The organism is Alteromonas ponticola (genome assembly GCF_012911815.1).
In the GTDB taxonomy this organism is placed as follows: domain Bacteria; phylum Pseudomonadota; class Gammaproteobacteria; order Enterobacterales; family Alteromonadaceae; genus Alteromonas; species Alteromonas ponticola.
Genome location: NZ_JAATNW010000003.1, coordinates 262,605 through 280,135 on the forward strand (window position 1 = coordinate 262,605; position 17,531 = coordinate 280,135).

A 17,531-nucleotide genomic window follows, 5' to 3' on the forward strand; every position below is an offset into this window, starting at 1 on the left:
TTTACGTTAGGGTAAGGTTGTATGATTATACAAAAAATATTAGAGGACATGCCTTGCTAAACGTCGTGAAGAAAATTAACATCCCGCAATACAAAGTTTAAGTTCAATTTCTTTACGGGATAGTTATCCTATAAAAATAATCAATCCATTGAATCCATCATATTTGCAGCGGATCCACCCTACATGAAATTAGATAAATTCGATCGTGAAATACTTCGCGTTCTACAACAAGATGCTACCGTTTCCATGGCTGATTTAAGCCAGAAGGTCGGCTTATCCCACACGCCCTGCTGGAGACGGGTTAAGCGAATGGAAGCGGAAGGCATTATATTAGGCAAGGTAACCCTATTAAACGCAAAGAAATTGAATCTTGGCGTGTCGGTTTTTATCTTTATTACCTTGAAAAATCACGATGGCGACTCACTGACCGATTTTGAAAAAGCGGTAGAGTCCATCGATGAAATTGTCGAGTGTCATACCACCAGTGGTGAAAAGGATTACTTACTCAAAGTTGTGGTCGAAAGCATTGAAGAATATGAACACCTGCTTAAGTCAAAACTGACGCACTTGCCGTTAGTGGATCATCTAAGCTCAACTTTTGCCCTTAAACAGGTTAAAAACACCACTGAGTTACCGATAAAGAGTCAGTAAGCGCTGTTATTAAGACTGCTAATATAATTTTAAAGTAGATCAAACGAATCAAAAAAGACGTTTTGTCAAAATGACAAAACGGCTTTTTCACTGTTAACATTATTCTGTTTGATATTTCTTCCAACCTGACAAATGAAAAGTTGCTGCCACTATCTCGCCTGTTTTTTGAAAAAATAGTCGCGGTGTTTGCCTTCGAACTGTTACAGTAAATTTCTTACCCATTTGACGAGTAACTAATGTTAATAAGCTTAAAGCAAAAATGACGAGTGACGAGGGTTCCAGAACCTGTTCTACAGTTCGTGTTGCCCAGACTTCATCAACTCCTCCCAGACGGCTGGTAATTGGATATCCCAAAGTAACGTGTGAGGGGGTTGCATCGCAAAGACCTTCGGAGTCGTTGAAGCAAAGATAATCAATGCTATTCCCGCTGAACCAAATTATTGTTGAACCATTAACATCATTAATAAAATCAAATGTCAAGCGGTCAACATGGGCAGTAAACAGGCTGTCAATTGTATCGAAATAGTCAAAAACCAAATTCTCAGCCCCATTTAGTATTAATGATACGTCAATGAAATTGGATGCTGTTAGAAAACCTAATGTACCGTCTGTCTCGACCGTTCCCGTCATTCTCTCACTACCGATTTCAATATTGACATCATAGATAAAACCTGCGTTAGCCAGGGTACAAATTGATAGGGCAAAACTTACAACAACCCCCTTTATGAGTTTATTTTTCATCTGTATTTTCCTTGATAGAGGTCTAACTTGATAAAGTTAATGTATCTAGACAGCAGTATTAAATACCTCACACGCACAGCAAACTATACACCAAATTTGCAAACTACTTTATATTCAAAACCTTAGTAGGTTGAGCAAAAAACACTCTTTGTGAGTATGTAAAATAACCTGACACAGTAAGAATCGAAGCTGATTATTTTATTTGCCCACTCTCCATCTGGTTGGATTGTTCATAGAAATTCTGCAGATTTGGTTATTAATGCAGATGATGGGGGTTCTTTAGAATTTGCGTAAGGAAGCTATTGTGATGGTATTTAAAAAACGATAATTTCTGAAAGCCGAGTTATACCCGAACAGTTTTGTTTTCTTCTCTCGCTTCATTGCGATGGAATTCATCCTGTTTTCCTATTTACATATCTCAATTTATACAAAAGCTACTGTAAGCAGTAGCTTTTTTTGTTGAGTGACCTCTCGCGTATAGTGTTTTAAGTTACTGGGCGTCTGGTTGGTTCTCGGGTCTGGCGCGTTGAAATGCGTCCAGCTCTTCGCAGTTTTCACTAATTTTTTCAATTAAAGGAAACTCACTCAGATCGACGCCAAAGCGCTTAGCGTTGTAAACCTGAGGGATCAGACACACATCTGCCAGTGTCACTTCAAAACCAAAACAATACTTACCTGCTTGTGTCTGCAAGCGCTTTTCAATGGTTGTAAAACCCCGCTTGGTCCAGTTTGCAGCCCACGCAACAACTTGCTCCTGGGACGCATCGAATTGTGACTTGAGTGCATTCAGAACGCGTAAATTAGCAATCGGCTGCACGTCGCAGGCTAAATCCATTGCCAACGCTCTGACCCTTGCCCGCTCCAGGGCGTGGGCAGGCAACAAGGGTTGGGTATCAGGGTATTTCTCATCCAAATATTCAATCATACTCATTGACTGACTAAGAATGATGTCTTCCTCATCATCAACCAGCGTAGGTACTAATTGAGACGGGTTCAACCTGATGTAATCGTCTTTATTTTGCTCGCCACCGTCTTTCACTAAATGGACGGGAATATATTCATACTCCAGTCCCTTCAGATTAAGCGCGATGCGTACGCGATATGTTGCAGACGAGCGCCAGTAGCCATAAAGTTTCAGAGCCATGTCTTCGCACCTAACCTAGTTTAACTTTTTAATCGTCTGACTAATTTCACCAAAAATGCTGTTACCCTCGGCATCCCGCATTTCCATATGAATCGTGTCACCAAAGCGCATGAACTCAGTTGACGGTTTGCCATCACGAATGGTTTCAATCATGCGCACTTCGGCGATGCATGAATAACCTACACCACCTTCGCTGATGGCAGAACCATGCTCAGTACCCTGTTTGTTGGATACAGTGCCTGAACCAATGATGGCCCCTGCCCCCAGGTTTCTGGACTTAGCGGCGTGAGCAATAAGCTGACCAAAATCAAATGTCATGTCTTCGCCTGCTTCAGGCTTACCAAACAATTCACCGTTGTAGGTTGAAAGCAGCGGCAGGTGAACTTTACTGTCTTTCCAATTATCGCCCATTTCATCAGGCGTAACCGCTACAGGTGAGAATGCAGACGAAGGTTTTGACTGGAAGAAACCGAACCCTTTTGCTAGCTCCCCAGGAATTAATCCGCGCAATGAAACATCGTTGACCAGCATTAATAGGCGGATTTTACTGGCTGCGGTTTCAGGCGAGCATGCCATAGGAACATCGTCAGTGACCACTGCGATTTCACCTTCAAAATCGATGCCCCACTCGTCACTTGGTAGGATCACATCATCGCGAGGACCGATGAAATCGTCTGACCCGCCCTGATACATTAAGGGATCGGTCCAGAAACTTTCTGGCATGGTCGCACCACGTGCCTTTCTAACCAGCTCAACGTGATTAACGTACGCACTGCCGTCTGCCCATTGATATGCGCGGGGAAGTGGTGATTCGCATTTGGCCTGGTCGAAAGCTTCGCTTTCAACATTACCGTTATTTAGCTGCTCATAACGCTCATTAAGTTTTGGCTCTAACACCGCCCAGTCATCCAGCGCAGCCTGCATCGTCGCTGCGATATCGCTGGCAGAACACGTGCGCTTCAAGTCACGACTGACTAACATCAAGGTGCCATCGCGGGTATCATTTTTGTAGGTTGCCAGTTTCATCGTTATTTATTCCTCTTTGTTATTCGATCTGACGCGTGTAAAAAAGCTTCTTACAAACATTAAACCAGTTGATTGCAAGTAAGCAGTTTTTCGTGCGACCTTGTCACACCATTTTACAAATCGAACTGTCCTGATATCCGTTGATATCACTCATGAATTTTCTGTTGCTTATGGTAGAACATAATAATACCAGTTTCATCGTTGTATGGATGAAACTGGTACATTACAACCGGTGATAAGAGGCTAAGCCGTAAATTAAATACGCCAATTCGTAATTAAACTTTTACAGTGCCTTTGTTGATACCATATTCACGCAACTTGTTAGCAATGGCGGTGTGGCTAAGACCCAGTTTTTTCGCCAGCTGGCGCGTACTAGGATAAGAAGGGTATAAGCGCTTTAATAAATCTTTTTCAAACTTTTTAACTTCTTCGTCCAGCGTTCCATCGAAATTTTCGTCAATATAAGTGGCAGCTGGTGCACAATTTGGTACTTGCACATCTTCTTTATTGATTTCGTTGCCATCCAGCAGTGATAACGCTCGGTACAAGGCATTTTGCATCTGGCGAACATTCCCTGGCCAGGGATATTGCTGTAGAAAGTCAGCGCAGCCTTTAGACAATTTGGCTGGGCGCCTTCCTAATTTGCCGCTGTGTTGCATAATGAATAACTCAGCTAACGGGATAATGTCGGCACGGCGTTCTTTTAATGATGGCATCACCAAGCTCAATACATTCAGGCGATAGTAAAGCTCTTTTCTGAAACGCCCTTCTTCAACCAGCACGCCCAGGTCCTGACAGGTTGTACAAATAATTCTGACTTCCACAGAGACAGGCTTGTCATCGCCTACCCGACGAAATTCATCATTCTCCAGTACACGTAACAATTTAGCCTGAAGTTGCAGCGACATATCTGCAATTTCATCCAACAGTAATGTGCCTCCCCGGGCTTGTTCCAGTAAACCTATCTTGCCATTTGGCAGATTATAGGCCCCGGGCGCACAGCCGAACATTTCCGTTTCAGCAACGTCATCAGGTAATGACGCACAGTTTATCGCTAAAAATGCGCCATCACTGCGTCGACTGGCCTGGTGACAGGCTTTGGCAATCATCTCTTTACCTGTACCGGTTTCACCGAAAATCAGCATAGGTGCATCTAAATCGGCGACTTGTTTGGCTTCTTTCACTGCTTTACGCATCGCCGCTGATTCAGTAATAAAATGATCAAAACTATCTGTGTCAGGTTGATGAAATGCGCTGAACTGTTGGCCAAGGCGAATTTCAGATTTGAGCATCACTACCGCACCTGCCAGAATCGGGGTGTTTTCATCATCCGGTACGGTGATAGGTAAGATGTCCGCGAGAAAGTCTTCTTGCACAAATTTAACTTTCGCGGATTGATGTTTGGTCTCTTTACCTTCCATCCAACGCAGGAAGTTAAAGCCTTTGACCAACTCACCGATTTCAGTTCCCTTGATTTGCCCCGCATTCATATCCAGATCAGATTGAACCGCCTCGTTGCACATAACCACGTGCCCACGAGTATCAATGGAAAAGACAGGGTCAGGTAAAGTTCGCAAAATCGCAGATAATTGATTTCGTTCTCTTTCGCCGGGCATAAAAGGCGTGGTTTTCACATCATCTATGCCATCGATGCGCCTGATTTGGGGCATCAGGTGTTGAAAGTCTGCAAATTCAATATTGGGAAAGTTGAGGAAGATTTTACCGCTCTGCTCAATTTCGATGCCACGTAAATCAATTTCATGAGTAACAAGAATGTCTAGCACGTCCTGGGTTATACCAAGGCGATCTTGACAAGAGATTTCTAAACGCATACCAAACTTGTTTTATGTAAACTAAGTTTTACAGAATATCACAAATCGTGATCATGAACACAAAAAACTTTTTAACAATATGAGGATAGATAATGAAGAAAGATGAGCGGGAGCTCGGCTCCCGCTACAGAATTTAACCCGCTTTTTTCTCTTTGGGGGGGAACAGTGGTTCGAACAAACCTTTAGATTTTGCGACTTCAACCAACGCCATAATATCCATCTCAGAAATAGCAAACAAATCGTCAAATTGTTCAAGGATATAATACAACGGCTGCATGATATCGATGCGATAGGGAGTACGTAACGCATCAACGGGGTCCATTGGTTTTCGCACTGGTTTGTCGCTTTCCAGGGCATAGATAGTTTCGCCCGGTGATGAAAGAATACCGCCACCGTAAATGCGAAGTCCATCTTGTGTGTTAACCAAACCAAATTCCACTGTAAACCAGTATAAGCGTGCAAGATAAACACGATCTTCTTTGCTGGCTGCCAGCCCCAGCTTACCGTAGGTATGCGTAAAGTGAGCAAATGCCGGATTAGTTAATAACGGGCAATGACCAAATATTTCGTGAAAAATATCCGGCTCTTGCAGGTAATCAAACTCTTCGCGCGTACGAATAAAGGTAGCAACAGGGAATTCTTTGTTCGCCAACAGACGGAAAAACTCGGTGAAATTAATCAGCGCAGGCACTTCTGCCGTCTTCCAGCCAGTGGTTTCCAGTAATACCTTGTTGATGTCAGGCAACTGTGGAATAGACTGTTCTGTTAAACCTATCAGTTCCAGACCGTCCAGGTATTGCTGACATGCTCTTCCCTGAATGATTTCCATTTGACGATGGTACAGTTCAGACCAAATTTGATTTTCTTCGTCACTCCAGGCAATAAAACCATTCTCATCTGAAGGTTTCGATTTGTATGTAGTGCCTTTCATAAAAATTCCGCATAAGCTTTCTTAAATTTGTACGCTAGTCTAATCAAATTTAGGTTGTCCTGAAGGGGCTGGACGCAGAATGATGAGGTTTTATCTGTAACAGTTAATTTACATGGCGCCCTAGTTAGCTGCATTGCAACGAAAAAAAGCAGCGAAGGCTGCTTTTTTAAACTGTGGTAATTTGCTTTAAAGCTTGCTGATTTCCCGATTTAACTGAAACTCTTTTGAGGTAACGTATTTCTCCATTCGTCTCAACCGAGCCTCTGATTCTGCAAATCGCTTGGTGATATCAAAAAAAGCTTGCTTAGGCGGTTCACCTGCTTGCCAGACTTTGGTCTTTACCGCCACTTTGTCCACATCGGATACTTTATTGCGCCAGCCTTTGCCACCATGGCGAAATATATTGTCGATAGGTGCGGTAGCTGAACTATCAGGCTTTTTATCTAAAATAAACCATCCGGCTATATAAGCCACAAACATAAATGGCCCGGCAAGCAAGAAAAAGCTGGTAACAAACAGTATTCTGACTAACCAGCGCTCTAAGCCAAAGTAATTAGCTATTCCCGCACAGACTCCGGCAATTCTTGCATGTTCGGTATCGCGATAAAGCTGCTTACGATCACTCATGCCCGGTTCCTCCACTGTGGCGCTTCACTGTCTAAAATTGCCTCAAGTGTTTGCAGGCGTTCAGACATTTTTTCCGCAGATTCAGCCAATTGTTGCATCATCGCGTATTCTTCAGCACTAAGCCCTTGGTTTACTTGCTTTTTACTACGGTAATACAAAATAAGCCAAATGGGTGCCACGAAGATCATAAATATGACCAGTGGCGCAATAATTAGTGCAATAATTCCCTCTGACATACATCACCCCCTCTATGGATCTACTTTTATTCGCGCTTCGCTCCGCGAAGCACACTTATATTTTACTTGCTTTTAGACGTTTTTGCTGGCTTTGAAGACTTCTGCACTTTTGCTTTCAGGGCAGCTAATTCTTCATCGATCTTTTCATCTGTTGCAAGCTCTGCAAACTCGTCCTGGAGGGTTTTCTTACCTAAATCGTAAGCTTCAACCTGAGACTCCAGATCATCTATTTTACGCTCATATTGCTCAAAACGCCCCATTGCAGCATCAACTTTATTGCTATCCAATGTTCTTTTCACATCAAGGCGCGAGCTGGCTGTTTTCTGGCGCATGATTATTGCTTTCTGACGGCTCTTGGCATCAGCAAGCTTATCCTGTAACTGCCCTATTTCATCCTGCAGTTTGCTTATTTGCTCTTCAGCAATCGTCAACTCTTTTTCCAGGGTGCTCGACGCTTCGCTACACTTTTTCTTTTCCTGTAAAGCTGCGCGCGCTAAATCTTCACGATCTTTGCTCAGCGCCAGCTCTGCTTTAGCGCCCCAATCCTGAGACTCAGACTGATATTTCGCAATCTGTGCAGTAATTTCTTTTTTGCTCGCCAACGTTTTTGCGGAAGTAGAACGTACTTCCACAAGCGTATCTTCCATCTCTTGGATGATGAGACGAACCATTTTTTCTGGATCTTCAGCTTTATCCAGCAAAGCATTTATATTTGAATTCACAATATCGGTGAAACGCGAGAAGATACCCATAATAATTACCTCAATCTCGTACTATTGGAATGCGTTTCCGCATTAGTTTACTTACCTTTGCTGTTGATATATTCAATATGCTTGCCAAGAATCATGATAGAGGTAAGCTGTTGAACTTCATAGTTTTTACTTTATGAAAATATTATTCGTTATAAAATAAATTTTAAAGTACACTATTAATTGGTCGATTTCGCTAACAATTGAGGAAGTTAATGAGCCGCTATCGTCAACAAGATAATCTGCTGGGCCAGGCGAACAGTTTTTTAGAGGTACTGGAGCAAATTTCTCAAATTGCACCGTTGAACAAACCCGTGCTGGTAATCGGCGAACGGGGAACCGGTAAAGAGTTAATTGCCGCACGCTTGCATTATCTCTCGCAACGCTGGGATCAAAACTATATCAAATTAAATTGTGCCGCGTTAAATGAAAATCTGCTGGAAAGTGAATTATTTGGCTACGAGGCCGGCGCCTTTACCGGTGCCGCAAAACGACGCGAAGGGCGTTTCGAAGTAGCCCATAATGGCACATTGTTTTTGGATGAGCTGGCCAACACTTCGGGCTTAATTCAGGAGAAGCTTCTGCGTGTAATCGAGTATGGCGAATTCGAAAGAGTCGGTGGCTCGAAAACACTTAAAACAGACGTTCGACTTATTGCCGCAACAAATGAGGACTTGCCCGCATTGGCAGATGCAGGGGAATTTCGCGCGGATCTGCTGGACCGACTCGCTTTTGACGTTATTACCATTCCTCCACTGCGTGAACGACGTGAAGATATCATGCTGTTAGCCGAAACTTTTGCTATCAACATGGCGCGGGAGTTGGAGATGGAATTGTTCAGTGGTTTCACTGAAAAGGCGAAACAAACATTATTAAATTACCATTGGCCTGGAAATATTCGTGAATTGAAGAACGTCGTTGAACGGGCGGTTTACCGTTGCAACAATCCCCACTTGCCGGTACATCAAATTATACTGGATCCATTTGAGTCTGAGTTTCGTCCTACATCTCGCACTAAAACGAGAGATCGGGTGTTGCCTGCTGCGTCAACAGAGCAAAGCGATAATGATGAACTATCAATTCCTGAGAATGTTGTTTCTCCGGTTGAAACCCGCAAGCCGGACAGAATAGACTACCCTTTAGATTTGAAGGACCGCTCACAACAATTTGAAATTGATATGATTAAGCAAGCACTTGCAGACAGCCAATTCAACCAGAAACGTACTGCGGAAAAACTGAGTTTAACCTACCACCAGCTAAGAGGTTATCTGAAAAAGTATAATCTGCTGGATTCGGCTCAAGAGACTGCTGAGTAATCTATGATACCTGTCCGCTCGTTGGTCTCAATGTTACTCTCCGCGATTGCGGTATTGGTTACTGGTGGGTGCACCCAAAAAAACCAGCAAGATTTTTATCGCTCAGGTATTATTTATTGTTCTGAAAGCAACCCCATCAACTTCAACCCTCAACTGGACACCTCAGGCACCACAGCAGACGCGTCTTCGCATCAGATTTATGGAAGGCTGCTGGACTTTGATCCGGATTCAGGGCGCATTGAAGCCGGGCTGGCAAGTAGCTGGAAGGTTTCTGACGACGGTCTAAATTATGAGTTTCAGTTGCACAAAGGCATCGAATTTCATACCACAGAGTATTTTACACCAACACGAACGTTTAATGCAGATGATGTGATTTTCAGTATTGACCGTTGGCGATTGCCCTCCCACCCTTATCATTACGTGTCTGGGGGACGATATGCTTATTTCGAAAGTCTGGGAATTGCAGATAACATCCAGTCGGTAACACGTTTGAACAGTTATCGAGTGCAAATTAAACTGATAAATCGCGACAGCTCTTTCCTCGCTAACTTAGCCACTGATTTTTCGGTCATTTTATCGGAAGAATATGCCAAACAACTTATGGAGGAAGGCGTTCCTGAACGCATCGACCACTATCCTATAGGTACGGGTCCGTTTAAGTTTCAAAGTTATCGCAAAGATCATTACATACGCTATAAGCGACATGAAAATTATTGGCGCGATGAGGCTCGCAGTGAACGTCTGATTTATGATATTACCCCTAAAAGCTCTCTTCGATTAGCCAAATTAATTACTGGTGAATGCGATGCGATTGCATTCCCGGGGCAGACGGAGGTTGAGGTAATTCGTCAGCGTGAACAACTTGAAGTCGCTGAAAAACCCGGTTTGAACATAGGGTTTTGGGCATTTAATACACAAAAAGCGCCCTTTGATAACCCTGATGTAAGACGTGCACTTGCCTTCGCAATTGATAAAAACACCTTGCTTGAAGCAGTATATTTTGACAGCGCTGTGCGCGCTAAAACGTTACTTCCCACTGCAAGTTGGGCACATCAGCGAGATGCAGATGATACCGCTTATAACCCGGTTCTGGCGCGAAAGCTTCTCAATGATGCAGGCGTGGCAGAGGGCTTTAGAATGACCATTTGGGCCATGCCGGTAGAACGGGCTTATAATCCCAATGCGGCTAAGATGGCCGAACTGATGCAACGTTATCTGGCGGATGTTGGCATTCGGGCTGAAATTATTACCTATGACTGGACGACTTTCCGCCGCCATTTGCGTGAAGGCGCACATGACTCTGTGTTAATTGGCTGGTCGGCTGACAACGGCGACCCGGACAATTTTTATCGCCCACTGTTAAGCTGTGGTGCGATCCCATCTGGTACCAACCGGGCCATGTGGTGCAACAGAAGATACGATCAATTGATTAACGCCGCTTTGAAGACAGAAGACATTGAGCAGCGTAAACTAATTTACCAGCAGGTAAACAGGTTGTTATATGAACAACTGCCGCTGGTTCCTCTTGCCCACGCCTTTCGCTATCAAGCACATAATTCAGGGTTATCGGGTATGACCATTAATCCATATGGTGGGATCAATTTTGCTGGGGTTGAGAAAAAACTGTGATTAATGCTTTGTCGCGTTACACCATATTGTTTACTTTAACCCTGTTGGTGTTAACCATCCTCTCGTTTGCCCTCATCTATATGTTCCCCGGCGATCCGTTGATTAATCTTACCGGATTAGTGCCACAGAATGACATTCAGCGCGACGCGTTAATTAAGCAATTTAAGCTCGATCAGTCTTATCCCGTGCAATTTTACCATTACTTGCAACAGTTGTTTCTGGGAAACTGGGGTTACAGTTTTATCTCAGGACAACCTTTGCGTGAAGAAATTGGAATAGCGATGCCTGCAACCTTCGAGCTGAGCACGTACGCCATGCTAGTGGCTCTGGTAATAGGTGTACCCGTGGGTTGTTATGCCGGCTTAAAAAGTTACTCGGCGACCGATTACGCCATCAATACAGCGAGCATCTTCAGCTATTCTTTCCCGGTGTTTTGGCTGGCGCTTATCTTTATTCTAGTTTTTAGCCTCGAAGCAGGCATTGCGCCTTTATCTGGGCGTATCAGCCTGTTATTCGAAGTGCCTAATGTCACCGGTTTTATCCTCATTGATATTCTGTTGGCCAGAGATATTGATCATGCGCTGGCACTTAAGGATGCAGCCAGACATTTGGTTTTACCTACTCTTGCTATCGCAATGATTAGCACCGCAGCCATGATCAGAATCACGCGGCGTTCGGTAATTGATGTAATGAATAGCCCATTTATTACCGCTGCCCGCTCGCGGGGTCTCAGCAACCGTCAAATTTTCATGCGGCACATATTACGAAACGCATTATTGGCCACGCTGCCTTTAATGGCGATTCAGGTAACCACCTTAATCACCAACGCAATGATCGTCGAAACGTTATTTTCCTGGCCGGGTATTGGTAACTGGCTGATTAACGCAATTAATCAGCGTGATTATCCCGCTCTTCGCATTGGCGTTCTGGCGGTTTCGACCATGGTGATTACGCTGACCATCTTGATTGACATCTTTAACCGACTCATTGATCCAAGCAGGGAAAAATTCGAACGTGGCACAATTTAGTCTTTATCAGGAAGAGTTTCATCCTTCCCCGTGGCAAAAAACCTGGCGAGAGTTCCGCTCAAGCCACGTGGCGTCACTGGGACTAATTATTCTGATATTTTTTCTGATATTTGCGTTATTTGCCCCTATTTTGGCGCCTTATGATCCGTTACAGCAAAACGTTAATGCGCTCTTCCTTCCCCCCAGCTGGAGTGTTAACGGCACGATCTCCCACTTGTTTGGAACAGATGCGCTGGGTCGTGATTTATTTTCCAGAATTGTGTATGGCTGCCGCGTTACGCTGGGCAGCAGCATTCTCCTTGTTTTGCTGGCAATGATAATCGGGGTGGCCATTGGCACAATAGCAGGCATGCTGCAAGGTGTGCGCTCCAGTGTGGTTAATCATCTTTTCGATGCCCTGATGGCAATACCTACCCTGCTTATTGCGATTGTCATAGTTGCCATACTGGGAACCGGCCTGGTGAACAGCATGTGGGCGATTACCTTGGCACTGACGCCACAATTCGTTCATCATACCCGTTCGCTCGTGCGTGCTGAAATGAAAAAAGAATATGTTATGGCGTCAAAGTTAGACGGCGCAAACAACTTTCAGCTGTTTTTTTATTCTATCTTTCCCAACATGATTGAAATGTTGGTGGTACAAGGCACCATTGCACTATCTATTGCGGTGATAGACGTATCAGCGCTAGGCTTTTTGAATTTAGGTGCCCGTCCCCCACTCCCTGAACTTGGCGCGATGCTGGCAGATGGCATGGATGTGGCTTATGCCGCCCCCTGGACTGTTGCATTGCCAGGCTTAACCATCTTTTTAATTGTGCTGGCTATCAATGTAGTGGGCGATGGTCTACGTTCCGCCCTGAGAAAAAGGTTGACGCAATAATGCCCATGTTAGACATCAAAAATCTGACCCTGGAAATGGAGACAGGGGGAACCCGGGTTAAAGCGCTGGATAGGGTCAACCTGGCAATTAATAGTGGTGAAATCAGAGCACTGGTTGGCGAGTCTGGCTCGGGCAAAAGCCTGATTGTTTCCGCCATTTCAGGCGCACTACCGCCGCAATGGCATATAACGGCAGACCGCATGACCTGGAAAGGTGAAAACCTGTTGACCATGCGTTCAGACGAGCGCCGAGAGATAATGCGACGCGACATCGCGGTGGTATTTCAACACCCTATCGCAGCTATGGATCCTTCTACTACGCTTGGCGAACAGCTAGAAGAAAGCATTCCCAACGAACTGGTTGAAGGCAAGCTATTCTGGCAGCGCAAACAATCTCGCAAGCGCACAGCTATAGGCCTGGTTCATAAAGTCGGCATCAAAAACCACGAACATTATTTGAACGCTTTCCCGCATCAGATATCTTCTGACATTGGCCAGAAGTTTATGATTGCCATGGCATTGGTGTCACAACCGGACTTGCTCATCGCTGATGATCCGACCCGGGGAATGGAAACAACGACCAAAACGAAAGTACTTAAGCTGCTTACCCGGCTGAATCAGACGAAATCACTGTCAATCCTGTTTGTCAGTCATGATTTGCTGGCCATTGCCAATATGGCCCACACCATGACCGTACTGTACTGTGGCCAGACTGTAGAATCAGGCCATATGAAACATATCAGAAAGCGACCGCTGCACCCTTACACCAAAGCCCTGTTAGATAGCGCGCCAAGTTTTCGCAATGATTTACCGCCAAAATCCTACTTACCCACACTGGATGGCACCATACCTACACTTCAGCACGTGCCAATAGGATGCAGGCTTGGTCCCAGATGTCCCCGCGCACAAAAACAATGCGTGGTCACGCCAGCAGTAAGAAAGGTGCATGATCATTCCTATAGTTGCCACTTTCCATTACATATGGACAAGCTATGAGCGAATTACTTAAAGTCAGTCAACTTCACTTTAAACATAGTGATAAAAAAAATTGGCTGAAAAAACCTGAAGTGTTTGAGCTTGGTCCGATTGATCTTGAGGTTAAACGTGGCGAAACCATTGCCATTATCGGCGAGAATCGCGCTGGCAAGTCGCTACTGGCAAAACTGCTGGTCGGGGCATTAAAAGCAGATAGTGGCGAAATAACGCTAAGTAATCAGTTCTCCCACCATGCAAGTGAACCTTCACAGATAAGCCATGATGTACGAATGATTTTTCAGTTCAGTGGCGAAGCTATGAATCCCGGTCTGCCTGTAGGCAAGATCCTCGACGAACCTCTTCGTCTTAATACTTCGCACAACGAAAAAGAGCGACGCCAACTCGTAGAAGAGGTGCTGAAGAAAGTGGGCTTGTTGCGCGAACACGTATACTATTATCGCCATATGTTATCTGACGGCCAGCAGCAGCGTGTGGCACTTGCACGCGCGCTTATTTTACAGCCCAAAGTGCTGGTTGCCGATGAACCGTTCGCAGCTCTGGACCCGTCTGTGCGCTCACAAACCGTCAACCTTATTTTGAAGTTGCAAAGTGAGATGGGACTGGCCTTTATTTTCATTTCGCATAATCTGGGTATCGTTAGACATTTGGCTGATAAGATTATTGTGATGGAGAATGGGCAGATTGTGGAGTCGGGCAAAACTGAAACCATTTTCAGGTGGCCTCAGCACGAGACTACCAAGAAGTTAATTCTATCTTATCAGTCGTTAGTCCCTCAGCAGACGCTGCGTTAGCCCACCAGCGCAAGTAGCACGCCTGCTGCTACAGCAGAACCCAATACACCTGCGACGTTAGGACCCATTGCGTGCATCAGCAAAAAGTTGTGCGGGTTGGCTTCCAAGCCCACTTTATTTACCACTCGCGCTGCCATAGGTACGGCAGAAACGCCGGCTGCGCCGATCAACGGATTGATTTTACTGCTACTGACGCGCCCCATTAATTTTGCCATCAGTACGCCGGTGGCGGTGCCAATAGCGAAGGCGACAGCGCCAAGAGCCAAAATTCCCAGCGTTTCGACGGTAAGAAATTTGTCTGCCGATAATTTCGAGCCTACAGCTAATCCAAGGAAGATCGTGACAATGTTGATCAGTTCGTTTTGAGCGGTTTTATTCAGTCGTTCAACCACACCGCATTCGCGCATCAAATTACCTAAACAAAACATGCCTACCAATGGCGTTGCTGCTGGTAAAAACAGAATCGTAAGCAGTAAAACCGCAATGGGAAATATAATTTTTTCCCGCTGACTGACTTCGCGTAACTGTTCCATTTCAATTTTTCTTTCATCAGGTGTCGTCAACGCTTTCATGATTGGCGGCTGGATGATGGGGACTAACGCCATATAAGAATACGCTGCAACAGCAATTGCACCCAGTAACTCTGGTGCGAGTTTTGAAGCAAGAAAAATTGCAGTAGGACCGTCAGCCCCACCGATTATTGCTATGGCGCTGGCATCCTGCAACGTAAAAGAAAATCCAGGTACCCAGTTAAGGGCAATCGCCCCAAACAGCGTCGCAAAGATACCAAATTGCGCCGCAGCACCTAGTAAAAGCATCCGAGGGTTGGCAATGAGCGCACCGAAGTCAGTCATTGCACCTACCCCCATAAAGATAAGAAGTGGAAAGACGCCGGTATCTATTCCTACTTCGTAAATGTAATAGAGAATCCCCCCTGCTTCTGAAAAACCGGCCAGGGGGATATTGGTTAACAGTGCACCAAAACCTATGGGAAGTAACAGCAATGGCTCAAACTTCTTAACGATCGCAAGATAGAGCAGTAATAGGCCGACTATCATCATGATGACCTGGCCCAGGGTAAAATGAGCCAAGGCAGTGCTTTGCCATAAAACGTCAAATTTATCCATTGATCAGCCCAGCTCTATCAATTGCTGTCCACTCTTCACTGAGTCACCTTCTGAAACCAGTACTTGTGAAATTGTGCCGGTATGCGCTGAACGTATTTCGGTTTCCATTTTCATGGCTTCCAGAATAATAACCACGTCGCCTTCAGCAACATCCTGGCCTGCACTGACCAGCACTTTAAATACATTTCCTGAAAGCGGTGCCTTTATTGTGGCAGATGCCCCAGAATCCGCTTTAGACGGCGCGGGTTTGGCCGCTTCAGCCCGCTGTTTAGGTTCAGCTGAAGTGATAGAGCCAGCCGGATTTACTTCCACATGGAATGTTTTACCATCAACTACTACGTCATAAGCTGCTGATGGCGTGGTTTCAGCAGGGCTGTCAGCGGAATCTGCTGCGGACGCGTCGCTATCGTTTGAGGAGAGGTCAGGGTCGGTTTTAAGCTCACCAGGGGCCGGTTCGAATGCATCAGCATTGCCGCGATTCTGCAAAAACTTTAAACCAATCTGTGGGAACAGTGCATAGGTCAACACATCATCGACTTTTTCATCTGCAAGCGAAATCGATTTCTCTTCGGCAAGTTGCGATAACTCTTCCGTCAGCGAATCCATTTCCGGTTTCAACAGATCAGCGGGACGACAGGTAATAGGCTCGTTACCATCAAGCACCCGCTCCTGCAGCGTTTTGTTTACCGGCGCTGCCGACGCACCATATTCTCCTTTAAGTACACCCGCGGTTTCCTTGGATATACTCTTGTATCGCTCTCCTGTAAGTACATTGATGACCGCCTGAGTGCCAACGATTTGAGAAGTCGGGGTAACCAGAGGTATAAAGCCCAGATCCTCACGCACCTTAGGAATTTCCTTCAAAACCTCATCAAATTTGTCCAGCGCCCCTTGCTCTTTTAGCTGACTTTCCATGTTGGTTAGCATACCGCCAGGTACCTGGGCGGTGAGGATGCGTGCATCAATGCCTTTAAGGCTGCCTTCAAACTGCTTATATTTCTTGCGGACGTCTCTGAAATAGTCGGCTATCGGCTCTAATTGTGCGAGTTTAATTCCGGTATCGCGTTCCGTTTTTTCTACAATTGACACAATTGTCTCGGTAGCAGTATGGCCATAGGTCATGCTCATAGGCGATATGGCCGTGTCGAGCATATCTATCCCGGCATCAATAGCCTTTTGATAGGTTGCGGTACTAAGCCCGGTGGTGGCATGGCACTGCATTGCAATGGGTACAGATACCGTTTCTTTCAAACCATTAATTAATTCTTCACAGGTGTAAGGATTGAGTAATCCGGCCATATCTTTGATGCAAATCGAGTGCACACCCAGGTCTTCTAACTGTTCGGCCATGGTTAACCAGCTATCAAGGTTATGAACCGGGCTTACTGTGTACGCCAACGTACCTTGCGCATGAGCGCCGCAATCTAGCGTTGCTTTAATCGCTGTGGCTAAATTTCTGACATCGTTCATTGCGTCAAAAATACGAAATACGTCCACGCCGTTTTTGTGCGCCCGTTCGACAAACCTTTCCACCACGTCGTCTGCATAATGGCGGTACCCCAGCAGGTTTTGCCCGCGCAACAGCATTTGTTGACGCGTGTTAGGCATGGCTTTCTTAATGGCTCTGATTCGTTCCCAGGGATCTTCGCCTAAATAGCGTATACAGGCATCGAAGGTTGCGCCGCCCCACGATTCGACCGACCAATAACCCACCTGATCCAGCTGTTCTGCAATGGGTAACATGTCTTCGAGGCGTAAGCGTGTTGCCAGTAGAGACTGATGGGCGTCTCTTAAAACGAGTTCGGTGATGCCAAGGGGCTTAGACATG

17 protein-coding genes are annotated in these 17,531 nt (G+C 45.4%); 7 read left to right on the forward strand and 10 right to left on the reverse strand.

Annotated features, from left to right (window positions below; all coding sequences use genetic code 11):
• The first annotated feature begins 183 nt into the window (after positions 1-183).
• Positions 184-651, forward strand: coding sequence for an Lrp/AsnC family transcriptional regulator (locus HCJ96_RS06050; RefSeq protein WP_169210139.1), 468 nt, complete (start codon positions 184-186; stop codon positions 649-651).
• A gap of 99 nt (positions 652-750) precedes the next feature.
• Here the strand turns inward: HCJ96_RS06050 and HCJ96_RS06055 are convergent, their stop codons facing one another.
• From HCJ96_RS06055 to pspA, 8 genes are all read right to left on the reverse strand, one after another.
• Positions 751-1,392 carry a hypothetical protein gene (locus tag HCJ96_RS06055; RefSeq protein ID WP_169210140.1) on the reverse strand — a complete coding sequence of 214 codons (642 nt, stop codon included), beginning with the start codon at positions 1,390-1,392 and terminating at the stop codon, positions 751-753.
• 490 nt (positions 1,393-1,882) lie between these two features.
• Positions 1,883-2,536, reverse strand: a complete 654-nt coding sequence (maiA, locus tag HCJ96_RS06060) for a maleylacetoacetate isomerase (RefSeq protein WP_169210141.1) — start codon at positions 2,534-2,536, stop codon at positions 1,883-1,885.
• 15 nt (positions 2,537-2,551) lie between these two features.
• Complete coding sequence (locus HCJ96_RS06065) at positions 2,552-3,562, reverse strand: fumarylacetoacetate hydrolase family protein (protein ID WP_169210142.1); 1,011 nt, start codon at positions 3,560-3,562, stop codon at positions 2,552-2,554.
• Between the two features lie 275 nt (positions 3,563-3,837).
• Positions 3,838-5,394: a transcriptional regulator TyrR gene (gene tyrR / locus HCJ96_RS06070; protein WP_169210143.1), complete on the reverse strand. Its 1,557-nt coding sequence runs from the start codon at positions 5,392-5,394 to the stop codon at positions 3,838-3,840.
• 133 nt (positions 5,395-5,527) lie between these two features.
• Entirely contained in the window at positions 5,528-6,325 is a 798-nt protein-coding gene (gene phhA, locus HCJ96_RS06075; protein WP_169210144.1) for a phenylalanine 4-monooxygenase, read from the reverse strand.
• Between the two features lie 186 nt (positions 6,326-6,511).
• Positions 6,512-6,952 (reverse strand): envelope stress response membrane protein PspC, encoded by a 441-nt coding sequence (gene pspC / locus HCJ96_RS06080; protein ID WP_169210145.1) that lies wholly within the window; start codon positions 6,950-6,952, stop codon positions 6,512-6,514.
• Positions 6,949-7,188: an envelope stress response membrane protein PspB gene (gene pspB / locus HCJ96_RS06085; RefSeq protein ID WP_169210146.1), complete on the reverse strand. Its 240-nt coding sequence runs from the start codon at positions 7,186-7,188 to the stop codon at positions 6,949-6,951. The genes pspC and pspB overlap by 4 nt, the downstream gene beginning before the upstream one ends.
• Positions 7,189-7,250: 62 nt before the next feature.
• Positions 7,251-7,940: a phage shock protein PspA gene (pspA, locus tag HCJ96_RS06090; protein WP_169210147.1), complete on the reverse strand. Its 690-nt coding sequence runs from the start codon at positions 7,938-7,940 to the stop codon at positions 7,251-7,253.
• Between the two features lie 212 nt (positions 7,941-8,152).
• Here pspA and pspF point away from each other — a divergent pair, with 212 nt between their 5' ends.
• The 6 genes from pspF to HCJ96_RS06120 are packed head-to-tail and all read left to right on the forward strand — an operon-like array spanning position 8,153 to position 14,576.
• Positions 8,153-9,253, forward strand: coding sequence for a phage shock protein operon transcriptional activator (gene pspF, locus HCJ96_RS06095; protein WP_169210148.1), 1,101 nt, complete (start codon positions 8,153-8,155; stop codon positions 9,251-9,253).
• Between the two features lie 3 nt (positions 9,254-9,256).
• Positions 9,257-10,882, forward strand: a complete 1,626-nt coding sequence (locus HCJ96_RS06100; protein ID WP_169210149.1) for an ABC transporter substrate-binding protein — start codon at positions 9,257-9,259, stop codon at positions 10,880-10,882.
• Complete coding sequence (locus HCJ96_RS06105) at positions 10,879-11,910, forward strand: ABC transporter permease subunit (protein ID WP_425483734.1); 1,032 nt, start codon at positions 10,879-10,881, stop codon at positions 11,908-11,910. The genes HCJ96_RS06100 and HCJ96_RS06105 overlap by 4 nt, the downstream gene beginning before the upstream one ends.
• Positions 11,897-12,790, forward strand: a complete 894-nt coding sequence (locus HCJ96_RS06110) for an ABC transporter permease subunit (RefSeq protein ID WP_169210150.1) — start codon at positions 11,897-11,899, stop codon at positions 12,788-12,790. The genes HCJ96_RS06105 and HCJ96_RS06110 overlap by 14 nt, the downstream gene beginning before the upstream one ends.
• On the forward strand, positions 12,790-13,785 hold the full coding sequence (locus tag HCJ96_RS06115; protein WP_169210151.1) for a peptide ABC transporter ATP-binding protein: 996 nt from the start codon (positions 12,790-12,792) through the stop codon (positions 13,783-13,785). The genes HCJ96_RS06110 and HCJ96_RS06115 overlap by 1 nt, the downstream gene beginning before the upstream one ends.
• Positions 13,782-14,576 carry an ATP-binding cassette domain-containing protein gene (locus HCJ96_RS06120; RefSeq protein WP_169210152.1) on the forward strand — a complete coding sequence of 265 codons (795 nt, stop codon included), beginning with the start codon at positions 13,782-13,784 and terminating at the stop codon, positions 14,574-14,576. The genes HCJ96_RS06115 and HCJ96_RS06120 overlap by 4 nt, the downstream gene beginning before the upstream one ends.
• On the opposite strand, the gene HCJ96_RS06125 is transcribed toward HCJ96_RS06120, so the two are convergent.
• Positions 14,573-15,703: a sodium ion-translocating decarboxylase subunit beta gene (locus HCJ96_RS06125; RefSeq protein WP_169210153.1), complete on the reverse strand. Its 1,131-nt coding sequence runs from the start codon at positions 15,701-15,703 to the stop codon at positions 14,573-14,575. The genes HCJ96_RS06120 and HCJ96_RS06125 overlap by 4 nt on opposite strands.
• Before the next feature lie 3 nt (positions 15,704-15,706).
• The gene (oadA, locus tag HCJ96_RS06130; protein WP_169210154.1) at positions 15,707-17,530 is read right to left on the reverse strand and encodes a sodium-extruding oxaloacetate decarboxylase subunit alpha; all 1,824 of its coding nucleotides are present in this window, start codon (positions 17,528-17,530) and stop codon (positions 15,707-15,709) included.
• Position 17,531 lies beyond the last annotated feature (1 nt).

Coding starts and splice junctions, on each gene's coding strand:
- tyrR (WP_169210143.1), bottom strand. CDS start 5,394: ATGCGTTTAGAAATCTCTTGTCAAGATCGCCTTGGTATAACCCAGGAC.
- pspF (WP_169210148.1), top strand. CDS start 8,153: ATGAGCCGCTATCGTCAACAAGATAATCTGCTGGGCCAGGCGAACAGT.
- oadA (WP_169210154.1), bottom strand. CDS start 17,530: ATGTCTAAGCCCCTTGGCATCACCGAACTCGTTTTAAGAGACGCCCAT.
- HCJ96_RS06055 (WP_169210140.1), bottom strand. CDS start 1,392: ATGAAAAATAAACTCATAAAGGGGGTTGTTGTAAGTTTTGCCCTATCA.
- pspA (WP_169210147.1), bottom strand. CDS start 7,940: ATGGGTATCTTCTCGCGTTTCACCGATATTGTGAATTCAAATATAAAT.
- HCJ96_RS06115 (WP_169210151.1), top strand. CDS start 12,790: ATGCCCATGTTAGACATCAAAAATCTGACCCTGGAAATGGAGACAGGG.
- HCJ96_RS06120 (WP_169210152.1), top strand. CDS start 13,782: ATGAGCGAATTACTTAAAGTCAGTCAACTTCACTTTAAACATAGTGAT.
- HCJ96_RS06125 (WP_169210153.1), bottom strand. CDS start 15,703: ATGGATAAATTTGACGTTTTATGGCAAAGCACTGCCTTGGCTCATTTT.
- phhA (WP_169210144.1), bottom strand. CDS start 6,325: ATGAAAGGCACTACATACAAATCGAAACCTTCAGATGAGAATGGTTTT.
- HCJ96_RS06100 (WP_169210149.1), top strand. CDS start 9,257: ATGATACCTGTCCGCTCGTTGGTCTCAATGTTACTCTCCGCGATTGCG.
- maiA (WP_169210141.1), bottom strand. CDS start 2,536: ATGGCTCTGAAACTTTATGGCTACTGGCGCTCGTCTGCAACATATCGC.
- pspB (WP_169210146.1), bottom strand. CDS start 7,188: ATGTCAGAGGGAATTATTGCACTAATTATTGCGCCACTGGTCATATTT.
- HCJ96_RS06050 (WP_169210139.1), top strand. CDS start 184: ATGAAATTAGATAAATTCGATCGTGAAATACTTCGCGTTCTACAACAA.
- pspC (WP_169210145.1), bottom strand. CDS start 6,952: ATGAGTGATCGTAAGCAGCTTTATCGCGATACCGAACATGCAAGAATT.
- HCJ96_RS06065 (WP_169210142.1), bottom strand. CDS start 3,562: ATGAAACTGGCAACCTACAAAAATGATACCCGCGATGGCACCTTGATG.